The 23,093-nt window shown below is 74.6% G+C and carries 21 protein-coding genes; 12 read left to right on the top strand and 9 right to left on the bottom strand.

The features are described from left to right. The first annotated feature begins 51 nt into the window (after positions 1–51). The gene (locus ACFVVX_RS05270; RefSeq protein WP_387941594.1) at positions 52–1,683 is read left to right on the top strand and encodes a hypothetical protein; all 1,632 of its coding nucleotides are present in this window, start codon (positions 52–54) and stop codon (positions 1,681–1,683) included. Between the two features lie 140 nt (positions 1,684–1,823). Here the strand turns inward: ACFVVX_RS05270 and ACFVVX_RS05265 are convergent, their stop codons facing one another. Beyond that, the gene (locus ACFVVX_RS05265; RefSeq protein WP_387941592.1) at positions 1,824–2,267 is read right to left on the bottom strand and encodes a VOC family protein; all 444 of its coding nucleotides are present in this window, start codon (positions 2,265–2,267) and stop codon (positions 1,824–1,826) included. Positions 2,268–2,444: 177 nt separating this feature from the next. On the opposite strand from ACFVVX_RS05265, the gene ACFVVX_RS05260 reads away from it, so the two are divergent. Next, on the top strand, positions 2,445–3,629 hold the full coding sequence (locus ACFVVX_RS05260; protein ID WP_387941590.1) for a hypothetical protein: 1,185 nt from the start codon (positions 2,445–2,447) through the stop codon (positions 3,627–3,629). 228 nt (positions 3,630–3,857) lie between these two features. Beyond that, positions 3,858–5,339, top strand: coding sequence for an alkaline phosphatase PhoX (locus tag ACFVVX_RS05255; protein ID WP_387941588.1), 1,482 nt, complete (start codon positions 3,858–3,860; stop codon positions 5,337–5,339). 141 nt (positions 5,340–5,480) lie between these two features. On the opposite strand, the gene ACFVVX_RS05250 is transcribed toward ACFVVX_RS05255, so the two are convergent. Next, the gene (locus ACFVVX_RS05250) at positions 5,481–7,082 is read right to left on the bottom strand and encodes a PucR family transcriptional regulator (RefSeq protein WP_387941586.1); all 1,602 of its coding nucleotides are present in this window, start codon (positions 7,080–7,082) and stop codon (positions 5,481–5,483) included. Positions 7,083–7,335: 253 nt separating this feature from the next. Between ACFVVX_RS05250 and pruA the strand changes: the two genes are divergently transcribed. Together pruA and ACFVVX_RS05240 are read left to right on the top strand one after the other, a co-directional pair. After that, positions 7,336–8,964 carry an L-glutamate gamma-semialdehyde dehydrogenase gene (pruA, locus tag ACFVVX_RS05245; protein WP_387941585.1) on the top strand — a complete coding sequence of 543 codons (1,629 nt, stop codon included), beginning with the start codon at positions 7,336–7,338 and terminating at the stop codon, positions 8,962–8,964. A 111-nt stretch (positions 8,965–9,075) separates the two neighbouring features. Further along, on the top strand, positions 9,076–10,005 hold the full coding sequence (locus ACFVVX_RS05240; RefSeq protein WP_387941583.1) for a proline dehydrogenase family protein: 930 nt from the start codon (positions 9,076–9,078) through the stop codon (positions 10,003–10,005). A 70-nt stretch (positions 10,006–10,075) separates the two neighbouring features. On the opposite strand, the gene ACFVVX_RS05235 is transcribed toward ACFVVX_RS05240, so the two are convergent. Then, positions 10,076–10,669 carry a Uma2 family endonuclease gene (locus ACFVVX_RS05235; protein WP_387941581.1) on the bottom strand — a complete coding sequence of 198 codons (594 nt, stop codon included), beginning with the start codon at positions 10,667–10,669 and terminating at the stop codon, positions 10,076–10,078. 325 nt (positions 10,670–10,994) lie between these two features. Here ACFVVX_RS05235 and ACFVVX_RS05230 point away from each other — a divergent pair, with 325 nt between their 5' ends. Then, positions 10,995–11,687 carry an RraA family protein gene (locus ACFVVX_RS05230; RefSeq protein WP_387941920.1) on the top strand — a complete coding sequence of 231 codons (693 nt, stop codon included), beginning with the start codon at positions 10,995–10,997 and terminating at the stop codon, positions 11,685–11,687. Positions 11,688–11,703: 16 nt separating this feature from the next. Here the strand turns inward: ACFVVX_RS05230 and ACFVVX_RS05225 are convergent, their stop codons facing one another. The 3 genes from ACFVVX_RS05225 to ACFVVX_RS05215 all read right to left on the bottom strand — a co-directional run bounded on the left by ACFVVX_RS05225 (position 11,704) and on the right by ACFVVX_RS05215 (position 14,945). After that, complete coding sequence (locus tag ACFVVX_RS05225; protein ID WP_387941579.1) at positions 11,704–12,204, bottom strand: GNAT family N-acetyltransferase; 501 nt, start codon at positions 12,202–12,204, stop codon at positions 11,704–11,706. A 79-nt stretch (positions 12,205–12,283) separates the two neighbouring features. Further along, positions 12,284–13,516 (bottom strand): TerD family protein, encoded by a 1,233-nt coding sequence (locus ACFVVX_RS05220; protein WP_387941918.1) that lies wholly within the window; start codon positions 13,514–13,516, stop codon positions 12,284–12,286. A gap of 199 nt (positions 13,517–13,715) precedes the next feature. Continuing rightward, positions 13,716–14,945, bottom strand: coding sequence for a hypothetical protein (locus tag ACFVVX_RS05215; RefSeq protein ID WP_387941577.1), 1,230 nt, complete (start codon positions 14,943–14,945; stop codon positions 13,716–13,718). A gap of 479 nt (positions 14,946–15,424) precedes the next feature. Here ACFVVX_RS05215 and ACFVVX_RS05210 point away from each other — a divergent pair, with 479 nt between their 5' ends. Further along, a complete protein-coding gene (locus tag ACFVVX_RS05210) occupies positions 15,425–15,820 on the top strand; it encodes an SsgA family sporulation/cell division regulator (protein WP_387941575.1) in 396 nt (131 codons plus the stop codon). Here ACFVVX_RS05210 and ACFVVX_RS05205 read toward each other — a convergent pair. The 3 genes from ACFVVX_RS05205 to ACFVVX_RS05195 form a co-directional block, all read right to left on the bottom strand. Then, entirely contained in the window at positions 15,772–17,310 is a 1,539-nt protein-coding gene (locus ACFVVX_RS05205; RefSeq protein WP_387941574.1) for a GAF domain-containing protein, read from the bottom strand. The two genes, ACFVVX_RS05210 and ACFVVX_RS05205, sit on opposite strands and share 49 nt — an antisense overlap. A 132-nt stretch (positions 17,311–17,442) precedes the next feature. Then, positions 17,443–18,492, bottom strand: a complete 1,050-nt coding sequence (locus tag ACFVVX_RS05200; RefSeq protein WP_387941572.1) for a M56 family metallopeptidase — start codon at positions 18,490–18,492, stop codon at positions 17,443–17,445. Further along, a complete protein-coding gene (locus ACFVVX_RS05195; RefSeq protein ID WP_387941570.1) occupies positions 18,489–18,914 on the bottom strand; it encodes a BlaI/MecI/CopY family transcriptional regulator in 426 nt (141 codons plus the stop codon). Before ACFVVX_RS05195 ends, ACFVVX_RS05200 begins: the two co-directional genes overlap by 4 nt. A gap of 231 nt (positions 18,915–19,145) precedes the next feature. On the opposite strand from ACFVVX_RS05195, the gene ACFVVX_RS05190 reads away from it, so the two are divergent. The 5 genes from ACFVVX_RS05190 (at position 19,146) to ACFVVX_RS05170 (ending at position 23,092) form a co-directional block, all read left to right on the top strand. Next, positions 19,146–19,775 carry a DedA family protein gene (locus tag ACFVVX_RS05190; protein ID WP_387941916.1) on the top strand — a complete coding sequence of 210 codons (630 nt, stop codon included), beginning with the start codon at positions 19,146–19,148 and terminating at the stop codon, positions 19,773–19,775. After that, complete coding sequence (locus ACFVVX_RS05185) at positions 19,775–20,443, top strand: phosphatase PAP2 family protein (protein WP_387941568.1); 669 nt, start codon at positions 19,775–19,777, stop codon at positions 20,441–20,443. The genes ACFVVX_RS05190 and ACFVVX_RS05185 overlap by 1 nt, the downstream gene beginning before the upstream one ends. 143 nt (positions 20,444–20,586) lie before the next feature. Next, the gene (locus ACFVVX_RS05180; RefSeq protein ID WP_387941566.1) at positions 20,587–21,099 is read left to right on the top strand and encodes a pyridoxamine 5'-phosphate oxidase family protein; all 513 of its coding nucleotides are present in this window, start codon (positions 20,587–20,589) and stop codon (positions 21,097–21,099) included. Between the two features lie 182 nt (positions 21,100–21,281). Then, on the top strand, positions 21,282–22,403 hold the full coding sequence (locus tag ACFVVX_RS05175) for a TIGR03364 family FAD-dependent oxidoreductase (protein WP_387941564.1): 1,122 nt from the start codon (positions 21,282–21,284) through the stop codon (positions 22,401–22,403). Between the two features lie 11 nt (positions 22,404–22,414). Further along, entirely contained in the window at positions 22,415–23,092 is a 678-nt protein-coding gene (locus ACFVVX_RS05170) for a phosphonatase-like hydrolase (protein WP_387941562.1), read from the top strand. Position 23,093: the final 1 nt, after the last annotated feature.

Genomic DNA, 23,093 nt, shown 5'->3' with positions numbered 1-23,093 from the left:
ATGCTCCGGGACCGGTCGGCTGACCGCTCGCTGTAGGGAGAACGCGCAACGATGGCCGGACGACGTCGAAAGAACGCTGGGGCCGACTCGGCGGGCGGACCCGCCGAGGGGGCGGTCGAGGCGGTGCTCCCGGCCGACCTGGAGCTGCAGGACCTGTACGGGGCGTTCGCCGCGCACGGGCTGGACGACGAGGACCTCGACGACTCGGCCGTGCTGGTGCCCCCGGTGCGGCTGCCGTCCGAGGACGAGCTGGCCGCCCAGGCGAAGGCCGTACCGATGTTCGGGTACGCGCTGCAGCTGGCCCGCTGGACCGCCCCGCACCGCCCGGTGGACGAGCTCGGGGACCTCACCGGTCCGGACCGGGCGCCGGCCGCGCGGCTGCTGGGCCTGGCCCCCGAGGAGGGCGAGGCCCCCGAGGAGGCCGTGGTCGAGGCGATGCGGGCCTGGTCGCTGGCCTGCGACCTGGACCTGATCGAGATCGGCACCACGGCGGCCGGCGAGCACGTCGCCATCCCCGGCCCCGACCTGGAGCCCGCCGAGCAGGGGGACGCGGAGACCGTCCTGGAGCTGTGGCTGACGGCCGCCGGGATCGTCCGGGAGCTGGCCGTGGAGGCGGACTCGCTGCCCGACGAGGAGGAGGGCGAGGGCCCCGAGGACGGCGAGGAGGACGAGGAGCGGCTGGCCGGGGTCGAGGAGGCCCGGGAGGCGGCCGCCGAGCTGCTCGACGAGGCGCTGCAGGTGCTGTACGAGACCACCGCCTTCGCCGAGCCCGGTACCGAGACCGTCCCGCTCGGGGTGCTGGCCGCGCTGCTGGTCGTCCCGGAGGGCGAGGAGCCGAGCGAGGAGCTGCTCGGCGACATCACCGATGTGATGGTCACCCTGGACCCGATGCTCGGGGATCTCGCCGAGCTGGGCCTGCTGGAGTACCGCCCGATCGACCCGGAGCTGTTCGACGAGGAGGAGGGCGAGGCCCCCGTGGAGGCCGCGCTCGGCGAGGAGCCGCTGGACGAGGAGGAGTCCGCCCGCTTCGGCCTGGTCCGGCTGACCCCGCTCGGCCAGTACGGCATCCGGCAGTGGCTGCTGGAGGACGGCTACGACGCCCCGCTGGTCGGCGAGCTGGCCCGGGGCGACGCCGCGGACCTGCTCCGCGGGATCTGCGAGGCGGCCAACGTGCTGCCCGAGCAGGAGCTGCTGGCCTGGGTCACCGGCCGGGAGCCCGTGGAGGCGGCGCGCGAGCTGCTGGAGGCGGCGCGCGGTCATGACGCGTACGCCCCGATGCGTCGGATGCTCTGCCAGCTGGCGCTCGGCATGCTCGGGCCGGAGGCCGAGCCCGCCGCCCGGGAGGTACTGGACGACCCGGAGCTGGGCGGGGGCGTGCGGGCCTGGCTGACCTCCCTCGACGCGGCCGACGTGCCCGCACCGGAGCGGTCGATGGCCCTGTGGACGGTGATCGACACCTTCGCCGCCCAGCTGCTCGACACCGGCGGTGACGCCGAGCTGCTGCGCGAACTGATCACCGGACTGCCGGTGACGGACAACCCGGCGAGCTACTTCGGCGAGCTCTGGCGGGTGGACCACCCGTACACGGCGGACGTGCTGGAGGCGGTCGGCGAGCTGCACCTGGACCGGACCGTCGCCAAGGAGGCGCGCAAGGCGGCCTTCAAGGCGCGGTCGAAGGGGTAGCAGCAGAAGCGGAAGGGGTGGCAGGGGCACCGCCGGGGCGGTCCTGGTCGAGGGCGGCCAGGACGGCCGGGACACCGGTCGGGCGGGCGCTGCGGCGGGCGCCGCGGCCCGCCGTGGCGGTCGGCGGTGGCGGCCGGCCGTTACGGAAGGTCCAGCGAGCCGTCCTCGGTGAAGGGGAAGAAGGGGTTGTGGGCCAGCTCCCAGAGGTGGCCGTCCGGATCCTCGAAGTAGCCGGAGTAGCCGCCCCAGCTGGTCGCGGTCGGCGGCTTCACCACCGTGGCGCCGGCGTCGACGGCAGCCTTCAGGGCGGCGTCCACCAGCTCGGGCGACTCCAGGTTCACCGCGAGGGTGACGCCCCGGAAGGACGGCTCGCCGCCGCCGGGCACGCCCGCGTCGGCGGCCAGCTCGTCGTGCGGGAAGAGGCCGAGCACCGAGTCGGCCGTCCGGAACCAGACGATCTCCGGGCTGGAGGCGGAGGACCGCCGCCACCCCAGGTCCTCGTAGAAGCGGGTGCTGCGGTCGAGGTCGGCCACCCCGAGGGTGACGATGCTGATGCGGGCCGGGAAGTCCTTGCGTGCTGTCATGCCCGACAGCGTAGGAAGGGCGACTGACAAACGCCCGCGCTGACACGGCCCCGGCTCCGGCCGATCCGCCGTCCGCCTGAGGGGAGCTGATGACCCGGCAGGTCCCTCCACGTATCGTTTCCCGCAGGCGGCGCGAGCGCGGCAGGGCACGGCGAGTACTTGGGGGTGCGGCACAGGATGGTGCGGGAGAGCGACGGCAGGCCCCAGGAACAGGACGGACTCCGGCGGAAGGCCCCCCGCCGCGGGGGTCTGCGGGAGGAGGGCCGGCTCGACGACCGGCTCGCCGAACAGGAGGACTTCTCCCGCCGGACCCTCGCCGCGGCGGACTTCCCGGTGTACGGCGTGGACGGGGCGGACCCGGACGGCGACGCGCTGGCCGCGTTCGAGACCTCCAACGGCGAGCTGCGCTGGGTGGAGGTCCGCTCCGGTGACTGGACCTCCGTCGACGGCCCGTACATCACCGTCCGCACCTACCGGCCCGGCTCCGAGTACCACGACCCGCTGCCCGAGCTGGAGGACGTGGTCGAGGACGAGCGCGACCGGGTCTACGAACAGCTGGGCGTCGACGAGGGCGACTGCCCCGGCCGGGTCCGGGCGCTGCGCGAGTGGATCAGCGTGGACGGCGAGCCCCGCGCGGTGGAGGTCCACGAGGACCGGCGCGCGCTCTGGCCCGGACCGGACGGCCCGGTGCCCGGAGCGGGCCCGGTCTGGGCGGGCCGGCTGTGGGTGGACGGGCTGACCGTCGTCGTCTGCGGGCGGGGCGTGGCGCCCGGCGCCGTCGAGCTGGCCCGGATCGGCGACTTCGAGCGGTACCTGCTCGGCCGGACCGACCTGCTGCGCCGGCTCGCCGCCCGGCGTGGCCGGAGCGTCCCGGTCGAGGAGCGCGAACTCACCCCCGCCACCGGGCTGGAGGCGCACCGCGAGGTGATCCACCAGACCATCGCCGAGTCCGCCGCGATGGAGGCGCAGGTCCGGGCCGGGCGCACGCCCCGGCTGCCGCGCGCCCTGCGCGGGGAGACCGGCGTCCTGCGCTGGGAGGCCGCGGTGCGCCAGCAGATGCGGCTCGCCTCGGAGACCCGGGAGGAGGCGGTGGCGGCGGTGACGACGATGGTGAACCACCTCAACCGGCTCTCCCGGCAGACCCAGTGGGTGGTCGGCACCCCGGAGGGCGAGGCCGCCGTCGAGGAGGTCATCCGGTACACCGTGTTCGCCAGCGAGGTGGCCAGCCTGCCGGCGCAGCGGGCCTGGGAGCAGCTCTGGCGCGACCGCCCCGGCGGCTCCGGCTGGGAGGAGCACCGCCTCGGCGAGCAGCTGTGGCTGTCGGCCTGGGAGCAGTGGCGGGCGGCGCGGACCGGGAGGTGAGCGGGCCCGCGGGCACCCGGGGCACCCCTGCTCTCCGGGCTGACGGCAAAGAGGAAGTCATGGGTTCGAATACGGTCGGCAAATGACCACCCTGACGAGGTGTCCGCTTCACCGTGCGTTCACCCGGCGGGCGGAGTCTGCTGGGCGTCGGAGACCTTCCTCGACGCCTCGCACGCCACGCACCGGGCCCCGCCCCGGTCGGCGGCCCACCTCTCAGGAGTGACTGCCATGTCGCTGTCCCGCCGGGACTTCGTCAACCGTTCCACCCTCGTCGGGGCCGGCGTGCTGATCGCCGGCAGCGCCGAGGCGCTGGCCAGCGCCCCCGGCGCGATCGCCGCCCCGGTCGGCGGCGAGGTGCAGAACGCCGCGACCGCCGACGCCGAGCGTGCCGCCGTCGGCTACGGCGCGCTGGTGAAGGACCCGGAGAACCTGCTGGCGCTGCCCAAGGGCTTCAAGTACACGGTCGTGAACCGGGCCGGTGTCACCAAGCTGCGCACCGGCGAGTTCACCCCGAGCAACCACGACGGCACCTCGGCCTTCGAGGACGAGCGCGGCGGCAACCTGCTGGTCGTCAACCACGAGCTGGGCGGCGCCCGTGCCAACTGGCCGAACCCCGTGCCGCTGATCGAGGGCCACGTCTACGACCCGGGCGCGGCCGGCGGCTGCACCATCGTGCACGCCAAGGCCAACGGCAAGGTCGAGCAGTGGGTCGGCATCGCCGGCACCGCCACCAACTGCGCCGGTGGCGTCAGCCCGTGGGGCACCTGGCTGTCCGGCGAGGAGACCGAGGACAAGGCCGGCAAGAACGGCTTCACCAAGGACCACGGCTACATCTTCGAGGTCGACCCGTTCGACGACGAGTACAACCAGAACCCGCAGCCGGTGAAGGCCTTCGGTCGCTACGCGCACGAGGCCGTCGTGGTCGACCCCAAGCGCGGCCAGGTCTACCTGACCGAGGACGCCTCCAACCCGAACGGCCTGCTGTTCCGCTGGACCCCGCCGGCCGGCTTCAAGCACGGCCGCTACCAGCTGCGCAAGCTCGCCGACGACGCCGGCGTGCTCGAGGCCTTCAAGGTGTTCGACGCCCAGGGCAAGTTCATCGACGACCTGTCGCGCGCCACCACGGTCGGCACCACCTACGGCGTGGACTGGGTCAAGGTCCAGGACCGTGACGCCAGGACCGTCTCCGTCCGCAAGCAGTTCAAGGACGGCGAGGTCACCCGCGCCCGCAAGCTCGAGGGCATGTGGTGGGGCGACGGCGGCTTCTACTTCGTCTCCAGCTTCGCCCGCTCGGAGAGCCCGCTCCAGCACGACGGCCAGGTCTGGTTCTTCAACCCGGTCCGCCGCACCATCACCCTGAAGGTGCTGCTCGGCGTCAACACCGACGTCTTCGGCGACCACGACAACTACGACGGCCCGGACAACATCACCGTCTCGCCCTACGGCGGCATCGTGATCGCCGAGGACGGCGAGGGTGTCTCGCACCTGTTCGGCGCCACCGAGGACGGTCTGGTCTACCCGATCGCCCGCAACGACCTCAACATCGGCACCGCCGAGAAGCCCGAGTTCAGCGAGTTCACCGGCGTCACCTTCTCGGACGACGGCAAGACGCTGTTCGCCAACATCCAGGTCCCGGGCATCCAGCTGGCCATCACCGGCCCGTGGCACCGCCTGAACGAGCACAAGCGCGGCCAGGGCTACGGCGCCTGATCCGTCGGCAACTGCACGTCAGGGAGGGGTCCGCTTCGGCGGGCCCCTCTCCGCCGTCCGGCCGGTGTTCCGGCCCGCGCTCCGGCCCGCGCTCCGGCCCGCGCTCAGGCTTGTGCTCCGACCGGTGCTGGGGTCGGCGGCTCAGTCCTCCGGCAGCCGCAGCTGCAGCATGGCCAGCAGCCGCTGCTGCGGCTGGGACAGGTCGATGCCGGTCAGCTGCTCGGCCCGGCGCACCCGGTAGCGCAGGGTGTTGGGGTGGATGTGCAGGGCGTCCGCGGCGACCCGCACCTCGCCGAGCGCGTCCAGCCAGGCCAGCACCGACTCGGCGAGCCGGGTGCCGTGCCGCCGGTCGTACGCGGCCAGCGCCGTCAGCCGGGGGTCGCGCAGCCCGGCCCGCTCCTGCAGCAGCGCCAGCATCTCGCTGACCAGCACCTCCGCCTGGACGTCGATCAGTGCGGCGACCTCCAGGTCCACCCCGCCGCGGCCCATCGCGTCCAGGATCCGGTCCGCCTGCGCCCGGGAGTCGGGCACCTGGGCCAGACCGTCCACCGTCGAGCCGATCGCCGCGCGCAGCGGGATGCCGAGGTGGTCCCGGGCCGCCTCGACCACCTCGTGGGCCCAGTCGCGGACGGTGGTCATCGGCAGCCCGGCGGGCAGTTCGGGCAGCAGCACGTACACCCGGGAGTCGATCGGCGCGAGCAGCGCACTGCGGTGCCGGGCGGCGGTGTGCACCGAGATCAGGCCGGTCACGTCGGCCCGGGCGAGCGCCTCGGTGGTGCGCGCGCCGTACGCCAGGACGGTCGCCGGGCGGCGCAGGTCCAGGCCCAGGTGGGTGGCGAGCGACTGCGGGCCGGTCGAGCCCTCCAGCAGGCCGGTGAGCAGCGTGCGCGTCAGCCGGACGTCCGCCGACAGCTCCCGGCGCCGGCGCACCAGCTGCGCGGCCGCCACCCGGGCCGCACCGACCAGCGCCTGCTCGGCCAGCGGCGCGAGCGGCTGCGCGCCCTCCTGCACCCAGATGGTGCCGAGCGGCTGCGCCCCGGCCCGGATGCCGATCGCCAGCCGGCGCCGCAGGCCGAGCTCGGGGTGCGGATCGACCGCGATCGGCGCGTCCGAGCTGCGCAGGTGCTGGAAGATGCCCCACTCGCGGAGCTTCGACAGGTAGGGCTCGGGGCCCTGCCAGCCGAGGATGGAGAGCCGGCGGAGGTCGTCCACCTCGTCGGAGTCGGAGGAGCGGGAGTAGGCCAGCACCCGGCTGGAGGTGTCCTCGATCGAGACGATGCCGCTGGTGAGGACCGCGACGGTCTGGGCGAGGGAGAAGAGGTCGCCGGCGTTGTGCTCGGGGGCGCCCGGCGCGTCCGGGGCGTCCGGCCCGGCGATGATCGCGCGGGCCAGCGAGTCCAGGTGCTCCCAGCGGGTCTCCCGGCGGACCGAGAGCAGTGCGACGCCGGCCTCGGTGGCCGCCTCGCGCAGGGCGTCCGCCTGCCCGGGGGCGTCCAGTTTGACGGCGACCGCCGCGGCGCGGGCCCGGCCCGCCGCGCGCAGCGCCGGGAGCGCGGCGCGGCCGCGGGCGCCGATGGCGAGGACCAGTTCGCCGGGGGCGGCGGTCGGCGGGTCCTCCGGGTCGAGGATCGCGACGTCGCGCACCGGGACGTCCAACCCCTGCGGTGCGGCCTGCAGTTCGACCAGCGGCTCGCCGAGGGACATCAGCAGCTGCCGGAGCGGGAGGCCCGGGGGCTGGGACATGCGGCCTTCCTTCATCCGGTTCACCCGGTTCGTCCGGTTCATCCGGTCGGACAGTGCCGTGCGGCCGACCGCCGGCGCCGAGGCGGCGGCCGTGACCGCGCCGTAATCCCTTCGTCGGTCCGGACAACGCCGTACGGATGACTTTAGCCGCCCGGCCAATCATGTGGCCCCCGGTGCAGGAATAGCGTTCGTGCTGTGGCCGACGTGCGACCCACGCCGGCATCCCCCATGAACCGAAGGAGAGCGTGCGCTCATGGATGCTGTGACCCAGGTCCCCGCGCCGGTGAACGAGCCGGTCCACAGCTACGCCCCCGGCAGCCCGGAACGGGCCCGCCTGGAGGCCAAGCTGAAGGAGCTGGGCGGCCAGGAGCCGGTCCAGCTGACCATGACGATCAACGGTGAGCGCCGCATGGGCGGCGGCACCGAGATCCACGTCGTCCAGCCGCACAACCACGCGGCGAGGCTCGGTACGCTGCGCAACGCCACCCAGGCCGACGCGCAGGACGCCATCGACACTGCCCTGGCCGCCGCTGCGGCCTGGCAGGCGCTCTCCTTCGACTCGCGGGCCGCGATCTTCCTCAAGGCCGCCGACCTGCTGGCCGGCCCCTGGCGCGAGACCCTGGCCGCCGCCACCATGCTCGGCCAGTCCAAGACCGCCCAGCAGGCCGAGATCGACACCCCCTGCGAGCTGGTCGACTTCCTGCGCTTCAACGTGCACTTCGCCCGCCAGATCATGGCCGAGCAGCCGATCTCCTCGGACGGCGTGTGGAACCGCAGCGACCACCGCCCGCTGGAGGGCTTCGTCTACGCGATCACCCCGTTCAACTTCACCGCCATCGCCGGCAACCTGCCGACCGCGCCGGCGCTGATGGGCAACGTGGTGCTGTGGAAGCCGTCCCCGACCCAGCAGTTCTCCGCGCACCTGCTGATGCAGCTGCTGGAGGAGGCCGGGCTGCCCAAGGGCGTCATCAACATGGTGACCGGCGACGGCCTGGACGTCTCCGCCGTGGCGCTGAAGCACCCGGCGCTGGCCGGCATCCACTTCACCGGCTCGACCGCGACCTTCCAGCACCTGTGGCGCTCGGTCGGCGAGAACATCGCCGGCTACCGCACCTACCCGCGGATCGTCGGCGAGACCGGCGGCAAGGACTTCCTGGTCGCCCACCCGTCCGCCGACCCGGCCGTGCTCAAGACCGCGATGACCCGCGGCGCCTTCGAGTTCCAGGGCCAGAAGTGTTCGGCGCTGTCCCGGGCGTACGTCCCGGCGTCGCTCTGGGCCGGCCTGAAGGACGCGTTCCGCGACGAGGTCGAGGGCCTGACCATGGGCGACGTCACCGACCTGGCGAACTTCATGTCCGCCGTCATCGACGAGCGCTCGTTCGCCAAGAACAAGGCCGCCATCGACCGGGCCCAGGCGGACCCGAAGGTCGAGGTGCTGGCCGGCGGCACGTACGACGACTCGGTGGGCTACTTCGTCCGCCCGACCGTGCTGGTCTGCGAGGACCCGGAGAGCGAGTACTTCCGGGACGAGTACTTCGGCCCGATCCTCGCCGTCCTCGTCTACGAGGACGACAAGTACGAGGAGATGCTGGCGCAGATGGAGTCGGCCTCGCCGTACGGCCTGACCGGCGCGATCATCGCCCAGGACCGCGCCGCGGCCCAGGACGCGATGCACAAGCTGCGCTTCGCGGCCGGCAACTTCTACATCAACGACAAGCCGACCGGCGCGGTGGTCGGCCAGCAGCCGTTCGGCGGCGGCCGGGCGTCGGGCACCAACGACAAGGCCGGCGCCAAGCAGAACCTGGCGCGCTGGACCTCGACCCGCTCGGTCAAGGAGACCTTCGTCCCGCCGACGGACTACCGCTACCCGCACATGGGCTGAGTGCCCCACCGCGCCCGGTCCCGCAGCCGGGCGCACCCGGGCGGCGGACCCCACCCCCGGTCCGCCGCCCGTTTTCTGCCACCCTTAGAAGCACCAGCTCCAGGAGTCACGATGCTCCGTTCCGCCCTCCTCGCGGCCTCCCGCTCCCCGCAGGTCCGCACCGTCGTCGAGAAGTTCCCGCCGACGCACGCCATAGTCGAGCGCTTCGTCGCCGGCGAGGCCCTCGACGACGCCGTCACGGCCTGCGACGACCTGGTCGCCACCGGCCGCAAGGTCACCCTGGACCACCTCGGCGAGGACACCAAGGACGCCGCCCAGGCCGCCGGCACCGCCGAGGCCTACGAGCACCTCCTGGCCGCCCTCAAGGACACCGGCCTCGCGGTCGGCGCCGAGGTCTCGGTCAAGCTCTCGGCCGTCGGCCAGTTCCTCCCGGTGGACGGCGAGAAGATCGCGCTGGAGAACGCCCGCCGGATCTGCGCCGCCGCGGCGGACGCCGGCACCACGGTGACCCTCGACATGGAGGACCACACCACCACCGACTCCACCCTCGCCATCGCGCGCGAGCTGCGGGCCGACTTCCCGTGGCTGGGTGTCGTCCTCCAGGCCTACCTGCGCCGCACCGAGGCCGACTGCCGTGAGTTCGCCGGCGCCGGTTCGCGGGTGCGCCTGTGCAAGGGCGCCTACAAGGAGCCCGAGTCGGTCGCCTTCCAGGGCAAGCACGAGGTCGACCTCGCCTACGTCCGCGCGCTGAAGGTCCTGATGGCCGGCGAGGGCTACCCGATGATCGCCTCGCACGACCCCAACATGATCAAGATCGCCGGCCAGCTGGCCCAGTGGAACGGCCGCAAGCGCGACTCCTTCGAGTACCAGATGCTCTACGGCATCCGCCCCGAGGAGCAGCTCCGCCTGGCGGCCGAGGGCAACACCATGCGGGTGTACCTGCCCTACGGCCAGGAGTGGTACGGCTACTTCATGCGCCGCCTCGCCGAGCGCCCGGCCAACCTGACCTTCTTCCTGCGCGCCATGGCGACGCGAGGCTGAGGCCCCCGTTACGCGAACGGCCCGCACCCCTTGTGGAAGGGGGGTGCGGGCCGTTCGTCGTCCGGAGCCGTCAGAGGAAGTCCTTGGTGTCCAGCTCGAAGCCGAAGGGGTCGGGCAGTGCGAGCGGCTGCCCGAAGGGCGCGAGGTGGACCTCGGTGTACTCGTCGCGGAGCGGCCTGCTGAAGATGCTGACCTGGGACCTCTCGCGGTCGACGAGCAGGTAGAGCGGGATCGCGGCGCGGGCGTAGCAGTGGCGTTTGGCGATCCGGTCCTGGTCGGGCTTGGTGGACGTCACCTCGGCGACCATGGCCACGCCCTGCGGGTCCATCCAGGAGGGGGCGCCGCGGAAGAGGCGGAGTTCCATCGGGGCGAACGTCGCGTCCGGAATGACGTGGTTCTTCGGACAGAGTCCGCCACTCACCAGTCGGAGACCCTTGCCGCCGGACACCTGCATATGGACCGTCGAATGGCGACCGACCTGGTCGATCAGCAAGCCGATGTAGTCCTCGTGATCGCCGTCCGGCGGTGGTGCCACGATGATCTCTCCCTCGATGAGCTCGGCCCGGAAGCCTTCGGGGGAGTGCAGGCTCAGGAAGCCCTCCAGCAGGATGTCCTCCTGCGACGGGGAGTTCGAGATCGGTCGCTCATGCGCCACAGCACTCATGATGCCCCTCCTTCAGGTGAGAGTCACGCTAGTGCCGCGTCAGGCAACCTTCGCCCCGTCGCGACGCCCGGCACGCACTCTCGCCGCACCGGCCGAAAGCCCAAGTACGTCCAGTACGAGGACTTCCGGCCGGCACGCCGATAGCACGCACCGGACGCCGCTCCTTGACGGGCAAAAGTTGCCTGACGCGGCACTAGCGAGGGTTTCGGGGAGGTATGCCGTGCACGGTCGGTTTTCACTCGATGGTGTGTGCGTGTCGGTCGGCCTAGGATCGCGGTGCTGGTGAACTGTGGTCGGATAACGTCGAGTTGGGCAGGTGGCTGTGGTGCTGAAGGCCTTCGCGGAGTTGTCGACGCCGTTGGTGGCGGATGCCTGTGTGCGGCTGGGGGTGGGGCTGCGGGCGGCGCCGGCGGGGGTCGGGGCGGTGGTGGCGGGCCACCGGGTCGCGGGGCGGGTGCTGCCGGTGCGGCACTACGGGAGCGTGGACGTCTTCCTGGAGGCGTACGGCGCGGCCGAGCCCGGGGACGTGCTGGTCGTCGACAACGGCGGGCGGGTCGACGAGGCCTGCGTCGGGGACCTGGCCGTGCTGGAGGCGCGGGCCGCCGGGGTGGCCGCGCTGGTGGTGTGGGGGCTGCACCGGGACACCCCGGAGCTGGTGGAGATCGGGCTGCCGGTGTTCAGCTACGGGAGCCTGCCGCTCGGCCCGATGCGGCTCGACGAGCGGGAGCCGCAGGCGCTGACCGAGGCCCGGTTCGGACCGCACCTGGTGGGCGCGCGGGACGTGGTGTTCGCCGACGCGGACGGTGTGCTGTTCGTCCCGGCCGCGCGGCTCGACGAGGTGCTGGAGACGGCCGCCGGGATCGCGCGGACCGAGCGCGCCCAGGCCGAGCGGATCCGCTCGGGCGACACGCTGCGCCGGCAGACCTCCTTCGACGAGTACCTGGAGCGGCGGGCCGCCGATCCCTCGTACAGCTTCCGCCGGCACCTGCGGCGGGTCGGCGGCGCGATCGAGGAGTAGCTGGGTCCTGTCCGGTCTAGGGCTGATCCGACAGCGCGCGGTGCATGATGTGCAGGCCCACGTAGCCCTCGGTGGGGTGGCGGAAGCCCTCCGGGAGGGTGCCCAGGATCTCGAAGCCGAGCGAGTGGTACAGCTTCACCGCGCGCTCGTTGGAGGCGACCACCGCGTTGAACTGCATGGCCCGGTAGCCGGATTCGCGCGCCCAGGCGAGGGTGTACGCGGCCAGGGCCCGGCCGACGCCGCGCCCGGAGTGGGCCGGGTCGACCATGTAGCTGGCGCTGGCGATGTGCGAGGCGTTGCCCAGGTGGTTGCGGTTCATCTTGGCGGTGCCGAGCACGGTGCCGTCCTCGTCCACCGCGACGACCGTGCGGCTCGGAGCGGGGAGCAGCCACCAGTCGCGGCCCTGATCGGAGGTCAGGTCGGTCGGGTAGGTGAAGGTCTCGCCGGCGGCGACGATGGCGTGGAAGAACGGCCAGACGGCGGGCCAGTCCTCGGTGACGGCGTCCCTGATCAGCATGGGGACATGATCCGCTCAGGGCGGCGGGAGCACCAGTGGTTTCCCGCCGCCCTGAGCGGGGCGGCCGCCGGACGGCCGGTCAGAGCATCGCGGAGGCGGGCTTGACCATGGCCCGCGCCGTCTTGGCGTCGACGTACTCGCCGATCGCCGTCATCACCCACTCGCCGGAGTACTGGCGGACCAGCTTGCACATCACCACGCCGGTGTGCGCCTCGGACTGGGTGAGGTCGAAGCGGACCAGCTCCTGGCCCGAACCCGCGTCCAGCAGGCGGCAGTAGGCGTTCTTGACGTCGGTGAACTTCTGGCCGGAGAAGGAGTTCACCACGAACACCAGGCCGCAGACCTCGGGCGGCAGGCCGTCGAGGTGGACCGTGATCGACTCGTCGTCCCCGCCGCCCTCGCCGGTGAGGTTGTCACCGGAGTGGGCGACGGCGCCGTTGAAGATGCCGAGCTTCATGAACCAGGCGGTGTCGAGCTTCTCGCGCTTGGAGTCGAAGGCGATGCAGGAGGCGTCGAGGTCGATGTTGCGGCCGCGGCCGGCGGGCTCCCAGCCGAGGCCCATCCGGACGGAGGAGAGGAAGGGCTTGCCGTTCTTCTCCAGCGAGACCGAGCCGCCCTTGGTGAGGCTGACCCGGCCCTTGTCCAGGGTGACCTTGGTGAAGGAGGGCGCGGCGGTCTCGGCGGGCGGTGCGGGCGGCGGCGGGGGAGCGAACTGCGGGGCCGGCGGGGCCTGGGCCGGGGGTGCCGGCGGGGCGGGCGGCGCGACCGGGGCCGGGGCGACCGGGGCCGCGACGGGGGCGGCCGCCGCGGGGGCGGGCTCGTCCTCGACGGAGACGCCGAAGTCGGTGGCGATGCCGGCCAGGCCGTTGGCGTAGCCCTGGCCGACCGCGCGGACCTTCCAGGCGCCGCCGCGCTGGTAGACCTCGACCACGATCAGCGCGGTCTCGCGGCCGAGCTGCGGCGGGGTGAAGGTGACGAGCACCTGGCCGGTGTCGGCGTCGCGGACGGTGGCGGTGGGTTCGATGCCCGCGAAGGTCGCGCCCGCCTCGTCGGGGCTGGCCGTCACCACGATCTTGGTGATGCCGGCCGGGACGGCGGCGGTGTCGATGGTGATGGCGTCCGGGGTGCCGCCGGAGGCCGGGCGGTGGGTCACGCCCGGGCCGTGGGGGGCGTTGAAGAACACGAAGTCGGCGTCCGAGCGGACCTTTCCGGCGTCGGTCAGCAGCAGGCCCGAGACGTCCAGCGCCTTGGGCGCGGTGACCTCGACGGTCACCCGCGCAGCGGTCAGCGGGGCGTTGCCGCCTTGGGTCAGGACCGTGGACACGAGATCCTCCTCGGATGCGGTGGCGCGGTGTGCGGGCCGTTGAGGGGCCACCGCGCCGAGTGGTACCCACAGTAACGAACGGGGCTGCTGAGAGGAGCCCGAGACGGCCCGTGACCTGTCGGGTTGTCGGATCGGGCCGGATCGGGCCGGGGGTGCGGCCGGACCCGGCACGACGTGCCGGGGCGGGTCAGCGGGCCGGTGCGAAGGTGCCGAGCGCGGCCACGGCGCGGGGGTGGCGGATACCGAAGGCGGCGGCGTTCCAGCTCTCGGCGGGGGCGGCCCGGCAGGGCTTCCCGAGGGGCGGGGCGGACGCCGGCGGCAGGGTGGACGGCGAGGGCTGCGCGGACGGCGGGCGCGGGGCCGACGGGCGGGTGCCGCGGACGCCGAAGGTGTACTGCCCGGGCCGGACGTCGGTGCCGGCCGGGGCGGTGAAGCGGTAGACGAGCGCGCCGCGCTCCTGGTGGGCGGTGACCACGGCGCCGGAGAGGTCGGTCCAGGCGGTGCCGGGGGCGGCCGCCGCCTCACCGGGGGCGAGCCGGAACTCGGCCTGGAGCGCGGTGAGCGGCTCGGTGACGGTGAGGGTGAGCAGGTGCCGGGTGCCGTCGCGGCCGAGGGTCTGGACGAAGGCGGCGCCGGTCAGGGCGGAGTCGCCGACCTCGCCGGGGTCGGGGGCGTCCGGCTTGGGTGCGGTGCCCGGCTCCGGGACGGCGGCGGGTGCGTCGGGCGCCGGGGTGCCCGGTGCACCGGCGAGCGGGCGGTGGGAGGGCGGCTGCGGCGCGGCCGGCTGTTCGGGAGGAACGCCGGTCGGCGGGGTGTCGGCCAGGGTGTCGGCCGCGGGGGTGTCGAAGACCGGGGTGTGCGTGCCCGGGGCGGCCGGGGGTGATGCGGCGGGCGGCTCGGTGCCGGGCTCGGTCCGGGTGGCGCCGAGCGCCCGGGCGGACGGGTCGCCGACGGTGTGCGGGGCGGTCGCGGGTGCGCCGGCCGTGGGGTGGCCCGTCGCCGGGGCGGCGGGCGCCGAGGCACGGGCCGTGGCCGGGCCGGAGGCGGTCGGGCGGGGTGCGGACACCCTGGGTGAGGGGGCGCCGGAGGGGAGGGCGGGCGGTTCGGGGGCGGCGGGGGCGTGGTCGGCCGCCGCCTCGGCCCGGTCGGAGGCGGCCGGGCTCGGCGGGGGCGCGCTGGAGCCGACCCGGGCGACGCCGGCGCGGCGGCCCACGCCCTGCTGCTCGTTGAGCAGCAGGGTGGTGGCGATGCTGATGCCGACGACGGTGGACATCGCCATCGCGGCGCCGGAGAACCGGAGGGTGGGCAGTCGCAGGCGGCCGCCGAACGGCCTGGGCCTGCCGTGCCGGCCGCGCCGCTCGTGGCACCGGGCCTGCTCGCTGTGCACGTCCCGCTCGGTGTCCTCGCGCAGAGCCACCGGACCCCCTCCCCGAAGTCGCCGTCGCAGTCGCCGTATTCTCCCACGCACCACAGGCGGGTCCGAATCACCGTCACGGACGGACCACCGCCGGGCAGTGCCCGTGCGGGTCCGCCGGTGTACGCGCGCGTGTCCGCGCCGGCAGGGGCACGAGCGTAGCAGCGCGTACCGGTCGCCCGGCCGGTCTTCGGGCAGAACCCGTCGATTTCGTGGACAGCCTTTCGGGGAAAGGAAGTTGACGATCTGTCTGACAAGGGCCGGGTAAGGGTCGTCCGGCGCGGACGGGGATTATTGCAACCTCCTTGCAACCCTTGCCCGCCAGGCGGGCGGTGGCCCAGGGTGGTGGAATCCCACGCCGTTCCGGAGAGACCGTCATGCCGTCCGATCCGCTGTCAGCACCTTCCAGTGCGCCTCTCGCCGCTACCCCCACGGGCGGCGATGAGGAAGACTCCACCGCCGCTCCGGCGGCGGTGGAGGAGGTGCTGACCCTGCGGATCTCGTTGGGCGAGGAGGTGGTCGGCGAGGTCCGCACCAGGTTCCGGTTCGACGCCGAGCGCCCGTACGAGGTGCTGCTGACCTTCCATATCGGCCGGCCGGACGAGGCCGACTGGGTGTTCTCCCGCGACCTGCTGCGGGACGGCCTGCGCTCGCTGAGCGGCCAGGGCGACGTCAAACTGTGGCCGGCGTACTGCCCGTGCCACGGCTCGACGTTGCACCTGGCGCTCGAATCGCCGCACGGCAGCGCGCTGCTGGAGGTCTCCAAGCCCAGGGTGCAGGCGTGGCTGGACCGCACCTACACGCTGGTGTCGGAGGAGGCCGAGCGCGCCTACGGGCCGACGGACGCCCAGCTGTCGGCGCTGCTCGCCGGGGGCTGAGCAGCCCGAGCCCGGGCGGACGGTGCCTGTGCCCGCTGCGCGGAAGGCGGCTGTGCCCGCTGCGCGGACGGTGCCTGTGCCCGCTGCGCGGGTAATGACACGGCGCCCGGCAGGCGGACCGTTCCGGCGGCCAGGCCCGCGCGCAGCCGGCGGACGGCCGGGGCCGAGGAGACCGGCAGCAGGTTGTAGGGGTCGTCCGGCCCGAGCACGGTGACCAGCACCGATTCGGCGAAACGGTACGGCCGGTGGGCCAGCAGACCGCCCAGGTAGCGGCGGAGCCGGGAGAGTTCGGCGCGTACCGTGACCGTCCTGGCCGGATCCCCGAAGAGCGCGTCCGCGAGCTGCGCGGCGCTGTGCCCCTCCCGCTCGGTGGCGAGCAGGAGCAGCAGCTCGGCGTGGCGCGGGGTGAGCGTGTGCGACCAGCTGCCGGCCGCGCCCTGGACGGACAGCTCGGGGCGGTCGGGGCGGCGCAGGTCGAGCCGGAGCCGGGCGCCCTCCGCCTGCTCGGCGGTGACGCCGCCGTCCGCCGGGTCGCTGTGGTCCAGGGGTTGCACCGGCCGTACCAGCCAGCCGTCGGCGAGCGGTTCTATCGCGCACTCGCCGAGGCCGGGCAGCCAGTGCACCGCGGCGGCGCCCCAGCCCTCGGCGGGCAGCCGCAGCCGGGTGGGCGGCGGGAAGCCGGCCGCGGCGGCCGTCCAGCCGGCCGCGTCGACGACCAGGGCCGGGCCGCTCACCCGGGCCAGCAGCGGGGCGGCCAGGGTGCGCAGGCGGTGCAGGGACTCCAGGCGGCGGGCGCGCAGCTCGGTCTCGGCGAGCCGGGCGGCGGTGGCGGTCAGCTGCAGCAGGTACGGCTGGACGTTGTGGGCCGGGCCGCTGAGGTTGACCGCGCCGACCAGGCGGCCGGTGCCGGGGTCGTGCACGGGGGCGGCGACGCAGGTCCAGGAGTGGTGGCTGCGCAGGTAGTGCTCGGCGGAGTGGACGTGCATCGGGCGCTGGGCGCGCAGGGCGGCGGCGATGCCGTTGGTGCCGACGCTCTCCTCGATCCAGCGGGCGCCGGTGAGGAAGCCGATCCGGTCGGCGCTGCGGCGAAGGCCGCGCTCGCCCTCCTGCCAGAGGATGTGGCCGTCGGCGTCGGCGATGGCGAGGATCAGGGGGGCCTGGCCGGACTGGTCCAGGAGGGTGTCGCGCAGGACGGGGAGCAGCGGGTCGAGGCCGCTGGTGCGGCGCCGGTGTTCGAGCTCGGCGGGGCCGAGGTGGACGGCGGCGGCGCCGGCGTCGGGGTCGAGGCCGAGGCGGCGCAGGCGGGCCCAGGAGTCGCCGATCTCCGGGCGGGGCTGGGGGAACGGTTCGGCGCCGGCGGGGCCGGTGTCCCGTGCGGCGCTCCGGGTGGCGGCCTCGGCCAGGGTGCGGTCGTGGACCTTGGCCAGCTCCGCCGCGCTCTGCGGGGTGCGACGTTCGGGTCGCCGGGTCTGCTGTCCGGTCTGCCGCACTCGGGTTGCTCCTCGCCGCCGTTCGAGGGCGCGTCGGGGTCGGCGCGCTGACGAAAGAGTACGGGGGCGGCCGAGGGATGGGGATGGGGTCCGCCAAGTCGGAGCGGGGGCCGGGCGGGGGCTGCGGCGGCGTCAGGGGGTGGCGGGGGCGCGCTGGGCGGCTTCGACGGTGTGGTGGAGGTCGGCGGTGGCGTCCAGGGCGGCGGCGGTGGTGACGGCCAGACAGGCGGTGAGGGCCAGCGCGGCGGCGCGGCGGCGGGGGGCGGGGCCGGCGGCGGGGTGGAGCAGGGCGGCGACCCGGCGGGGGACCGGGCCCGCGTGGGCGGCGGGGGCCCGCTGCGGGCGGGCCGGGCGGGGGGTGCGGCCGGCGGCGAGGGCGGCGCGGCCGACGGCGCGGGCGGTGGTGGCGCGGTCGCCGGTGCGGGCGGCGGCGGCCTCGTCGGCCCAGCGTTCCAGGTGGTAGGCGAGCGGGGTGCGCAGCGGGCGCAGGGCGGGGTGGATGGTGGCGGCGTGTTCGGCGAGGGCGAGGAAGAGGTGGTGGCGCCCGCGGAGGTGGGCGCGTTCGTGGGCGAGCAGGGCGGCCCGTTCGGGGGCGTCGAGGGCGCGCAACATGCCGGAGGTGACCACGATCCGGCCCGGTTCGGCGGGGCGGCCGGGGCGGGGGAGGCGGCCGGGGAGGGCGAAGGCGTCGGCGCGTTCGTCGTCCAGGACGGTGAGGGGGTGGTCGGTCGGGCGCAGGAGCGCGCGGGTCCGGGTGAGCAGCTGTCGCAGGGCGTGCGGGTGTCGGGCGCGCGCCCGGCGCACTGGTGCGTCGGCGGGGCGCTCGGCCACCGCGGCCCGGGTGTGGCGTAGTTCGCGTCGGTGCCGGAGGGCGGTGCGCGCGGTGAGGGCGGCCAGGGCGGCGAGGGCCGGGCCGGCGAGCAGCGCGGGCAGTGCGGCCCGGGGTGCCGCGGCGGTGAGCCAGGGGAGCGAGAGGTGGCCGAGGGCGGCGATCGGGGGGAGCCGGAGGAGGCCGGCGGCCACGAGCAGGCCGAGCGAGCAGAGGGTGCCGCCGGCCAGGGTCGCGGCGGAGGCGGCCAGGCTCCAGGCGGCGGCCCGGGGGGTGAGGGCGTCGGCGAGGCGGCGGGCGAGCGGGGCGGCGAGGAAGGGCAGCAGCAGCGGCGCCCAGACGGCGATGATCACGAGGTGGCGGGGTGGTCGCGGCCGTCGCCGAGGAGTTCGCGGAGCAGCCGCTCGTCCTCGCCGGAGAGGTCGGAGACGAAGCGGGCCAGCACGGTGGGGCGGTCCGGCTCGCGGCCCAGCTCGGTGTGCATCCGGCGGGCGGCCAGGCCGGCCGGGTCCTGGACGGTCGGGGTGTAGGCGTAGGCGCGGCCCGCCCGGGTGCGTTCCACGGTGCCCTTGTCGTGCAGCCGGGCGAGGATCGTGGCCACGGTGGTCCGGGCGAGGCCGCCGCCGAGGGCCGTCTGGACGTCCTGCGGTGTCAGCGGATGGCGTGCGGCCCAGAGGGCGGCCAGGACCTCCGTCTCCAGCTCCCCGGCGGGCCGGCGGGCGGACGGCGGGTCGGCGGGCAGGCCGGGCGGCAGGTCGGGTGGCAGGTCGGACATGGCGGCGATTCCTCCCGGTTTGGACTACAGTCACGTAGACCGTCTACATCACTGTAGACGGTCGAGGGCGTGCTCCGCTGGTGCCGCCCTCCCACGTACGGAGGTCCGCCAGCCTTGCTCCAGTCGCCCGCCGCCTCGGCCGCTCACGCCCTGGCCTCGTATGCCGGGGCCCCGCACGCCCTTGCCTCGCACGCCACGGCCGCTCACGCCGCCGCCGCCCACGGCCTGGCCGTGAACCCGTTGGACGCGTCCTCACTGCTCGCGGCCTTCGGCGCGCTCGGCATCGCCGTCGTGCTGTTCGCCGAGACCGGCCTGCTGGTCGGGTTCTTCCTGCCCGGCGACTCGCTGCTGTTCACCGCCGGCCTGCTCTGCGTGCCGGGTGCCACCAACGGCCCGCAGCTGGAGCTGTACCAGGTGCTGCCGGCGGCCCTCGCCGGGGCGCTCGTCGGCGCCCAGACCGGATACGTGATCGGGCAGCGGGGCGGGCAGGGGCTGCTGCGGCGCTCGAAGCGCAGGAGCCTGCAGGAGGGCGTGGAGCGGGCCGTGGTGCTGCTCGCCCGGTACGGCCACGGCAAGGCGATCGTCCTGGCGCGGTTCATCCCGATCGTCCGAACGGTGCTGAACCCGCTCTGCGGCGTGCTGGGCGTGCCGGTCCGCTCGTTCACCTTCTGGCAGGTGGTGGGCGGCACGGTCTGGGTGGTGGGCGTGGTGATGGCCGGATACGCACTCGGCTCGTCGGTGCCCAGTATCGACCGTTATCTGCTACCCATCATCGGTCTGGTAGTAGTTGTCTCCGTGATCCCGATTGTTCTTGAAGTGTTCCGTGCCCGGCGGGCCCGGCGTCGCGGAGGTGACGCCTGATGTCCGCCCGGATGCTCGCCGTGTACGACGGCAGCGGAATCGACGGCGGCCTCTACACCCGGGTGACCGGGTGGGCCGACCGCGCGCCGTACTGGCTGGACCAGCTGGTCACGGTGTGGTCGGCGGTCGGCCTCGGCCTGTTCGCGGTGTTCATGGTCTACGCCTGGTGGCGGGCCCGTGGCGCCGGATCGGCGGCGATGGCGCGGGTGCTGGCCTCGCCGCTGATCGTGGTCCTGGCCTACGCCGTCAACTCCGGGTTCAAGGGGGTGGTGGAGGAGGTCCGGCCGTGTGCGCAGATAGCGGGCACCGTGACGCTGGAGGCCTGCCCCGGGACGGGCGACTGGTCGTTCCCGAGCAACCACACGGTGATCGCGTTCGCGGCCGCGACCGCGCTCTGGTTCGTCGACCGGCGGCTCGGCGCGGTGGCGTACGTCGCCGCCGTGCTGATGGGCGCCTCGCGGGTCTGGGTCGGCGTGCACTACCCGCACGACGTGCTGGTCGGCGCGGTGGTCGGCGTCCTGGTCGCCGCCCCGCTCGCGCTGGCCGCCGGACGGGCCGCGCCGCTGGTGGACCGGGCGCGCAGCGGGCCGCTGCGGCCGCTGCTCGGCGCGGGCGCCGGCGCGGTGCCGACGGCCGGGGAGTCGCCGCTGGAGGCGCAGCGCCGCTGAGTTCGGGCGGTCCGCACCCGGCCCTTGTGTGGCCGCGGCGGCGGGGAGAGCATGTGAGCCGGGCGTGGGGCCCCTGTCGACCGGGGCGCCCGCCCGGCTCAGTCGTGCCAGGCTCAGCCGTGCCAGCGGAGGGATGCGCCGTCATGCCGTACAGACTTGAGATCCAGCAGGGGGACTGGCCCGCCGAGGAGCTCCACAAGGGGGTGGAGGGCCTGCTGGCGGAGGCCATGGTGCTCACCCTCGCCACCGCCGGCCACGAGCACGGACCGCACGCCAACCTGGCCTTCTTCGCGTACGACGACGACCTCGTCCTGTACTTCGTCAGCGAGCGTTCGACCCGGCACAGCCACCACCTGGCGGAGGAGGCGCGGGCCGCGGCGACCGTCTTCCTGCCGCCGCCGGTCTTCGGCGAGCAGCTGCGCGGCGTGCAGCTGACCGGCGGCGCGGGCGAGGCCTGGGGGCTGCAGGCGGAGGCGGCGATGGCCGCGTACCGGGCGCGGTACCCGTCGTTCGCGCAGGACGAGGAGGTGCGGCGGCAGTTCCTGACGGGCGGCGGGGCGGCGGCGCTGTACCGGTTCCAGGTGGAGAAGCTGACGGCGGTGGACGAGCCGAACTTCGGGCGGCGCAACTACCTGCGGGCGGCTGTGCTGCGCTGACCGGCCCGAGGGCCCGTCTGGTGCATCCCCGGGGCCCGCCGGTCCCGCCGGTCCCGCCGGTCCCGTCGGGCTGGTCGGCGGGGCCCCGCGAGAACGGGTTGTCTGTACAACTTTTCGGTCGGTTCACCTGGGCGCTGCGAACCGGACGCCGGGCGGACACCTCGCGGCATCAGCCTGGCCGCATGAGAGTCATCGTCGTAGGAGCAGGCGTGCTCGGCACCATGCACGCCTGGCAGGCCGTCGAACGCGGCCACGAGGTCGTCCACCTGGAGCGCGAGGCCGAGGCGCGCGGCGCCTCCGTCCGGAACTTCGGCCTGGTCTGGGTCAGCGGCCGCGCGGGGGGCGAGGAGCTCGACACCGCGCTGCGCGCCCGCGAGCTGTGGGAGCGGATCGGGGCGCGGGTGCCCGACCTCGGGTTCCGGGCCAACGGCTCGCTCACCGCCATCCGCACCGAGGCCGAACTCGCCGTCGCCGAGCAGGCGCTGACCCTGCCGGACGCGGCCGAGCGCGGCTTCCGGCTGCTCGACGCGGACGAGGCCCGGGCGGCCAACCCGGCGCTGCGGGGCAAGCTGCTCGGCGCCCTGGCCTGCGAGCGGGACGCCGCCGTCGAGCCGCGGACCGCCCAGCCCGCGCTGCGCGCCGCCCTCGCGGCGAGCGGCCGGTACACCTTCCTGCCCGGACGCGAGGTCCGGGAGGTGATCGGCGAGCGCGCGGTGCGCGACGACCACGGCCAGGTGCACAGCGGCGACCTGGTGATCCTCTGCACCGGCGCCTGGCTGGGCGGGCTGGTCCGGGAGCTGGCCCCCGAACTGCCCGTCCGCAAGGTGCGGCTGCAGATGATGCAGACCGACCCGCTGGGCGAGACGCTGACCACCTCGGTCGCCGACGGCGACAGCTTCCGCTACTACCCCGCCTTCGCCGGCGCCGCGCTGGAGCGCCTGAAGGAGGCGCAGCCGCAGCCGCCGGTGGCCGCCGAGCACAAGATGCAGCTGCTGATGGTCCAGCGCCTCGACGGCGGCCTCACCATCGGCGACACCCACGAGTACGACCAGCCGTTCGGCTTCGACGTGGTCGAGGACCCGTACGACCACCTGGTCGGCGTGGCCGAGGAGCTGCTCGGCCGCCCGCTGCCCCGGGTGCGCCGCCGCTGGGCCGGCGTGTACGCCCAGTGCGTCGACACCACCCGGGTGGTCCACCGCGAGCGGGTCCGCGACGGCGTCTGGCTGGTCACCGGCCCCGGCGGCCGCGGTATGACCTGCTCGCCGGCCATCGCCGAAGCCACCGCCGAACTCACCAATCTGTAGAGGTAGTTGACATGTCGATTGATATCCGTCTGGTCGTGCTCGACATGGCCGGCACCACGGTCGCCGACGGCGGCCTGGTCGAGCAGGCCTTCCAGGCCGCCGCCGGCGCGCTCGGCGTCGAGGCCGGCAGCCCCGAGCACGCCCGGATGCTGGAGCACGTCCGGGCCACCATGGGCGAGTCCAAGATCTCCGTCTTCCGGCACCTGTTCGGCGAGGAGGAGAAGGCGCAGCGGGCGAACGCCGGATTCGAGGCCGCCTACCACGACCTGGTCGACGCCGGGCACTGCGCCGCGCTGCCGGGCGCGGCCGAGGCGATCGCCGAACTGCGCGGCCAGGGGCGCAAGGTGGTCCTCACCACCGGCTTCTCCCGGTCCACCCAGGACCGGATCCTGCGCGCGCTCGGCTGGGAGTCGATCGCCGACCTGACGCTCTGCCCCGCCGAGGCCGGCCGCGGCCGCCCGTACCCCGACCTGGCGCTGACCGCGCTGCTGCGCACCGGCACGGACGCCGTCCGGCAGATCGCCGTCGCCGGGGACACCGGGTACGACATGCTGACCGGCGCGCGGGCCGGTGCCTCCGTGGTGGCCGGGGTCCTCACCGGTGCCCACGGCGAGGAGCGGCTGCGGGCGGACGGCGCGACGCACGTGCTGAAGTCCGTCGCGGAGCTGCCGGCGCTGCTGGCGGGCTGAG

Source organism: Kitasatospora sp. NPDC058170 (assembly GCF_042883905.1).
Taxonomy (GTDB): Bacteria; Actinomycetota; Actinomycetes; order Streptomycetales; family Streptomycetaceae; genus Kitasatospora.
This window is presented reverse-complemented; position numbering and strand designations above follow the sequence as displayed.